We start from the raw sequence: 611 nt of genomic DNA on the forward strand, positions 1-611 counted from the left end.
CCGGTGGAAATCACGTAGTCGTCGGCGACCTCCTGCTGCATCATCAGCCACATCGCTTCGACGTAGTCGCCAGCGAATCCCCAGTCGCGTTTGGCGTCGAGGTTGCCCAACGCGATCTTGTCCTGCAAGCCCAAGGAAATCCGGGCGACCGCCTGCGAGACCTTCCGGGTGACGAATTCAGGACCGCGACGCGGAGATTCGTGATTGAACAGGATGCCCGACGAGGCGTGCAGATCGTAGGACTCACGGTAGTTGATGGTCATGTAATGCCCGTACACCTTGGCCACGCCGTACGGCGAGCGCGGCCACAGCAGCGTCGACTCGGACTGAGGGACCTGCTGCACCTTGCCGAACATCTCACTGCTCGAAGCTTGATAGAACCGCACGCGTTTGCCGGAGGTGTCCTGATAGAAGCGGAGCGCCTCGAGCACGTTGAGCACACCACCACCGGTGACGTCTGTGGTCAACCGAGCGTTCTCCCACGAATATGCGACGAACGACACAGCACCGAGGTTGTACACCTCGTCAGGTTGAGCGGCGGAGAACGCCCGCATCAGCGACGACAGGTCGAGCAAGTTGCCGGAAAGGATCTCCACGAACGGGTGACTCTG

At 60.9% G+C, this 611-nt stretch carries 1 protein-coding gene; it reads right to left on the bottom strand.

Features of this window, described 5'->3' with window-relative positions; translation table 11 throughout:
• Positions 1–611 (bottom strand): GDP-mannose 4,6-dehydratase (locus tag J1M86_RS23435; RefSeq protein ID WP_206511572.1); only part of this gene is annotated, 611 nt, incomplete at both ends.

The organism is Rhodococcus sp. KRD197 (assembly GCF_017168235.1).
Lineage (GTDB): Bacteria > Actinomycetota > Actinomycetes > Mycobacteriales > Mycobacteriaceae > Rhodococcoides.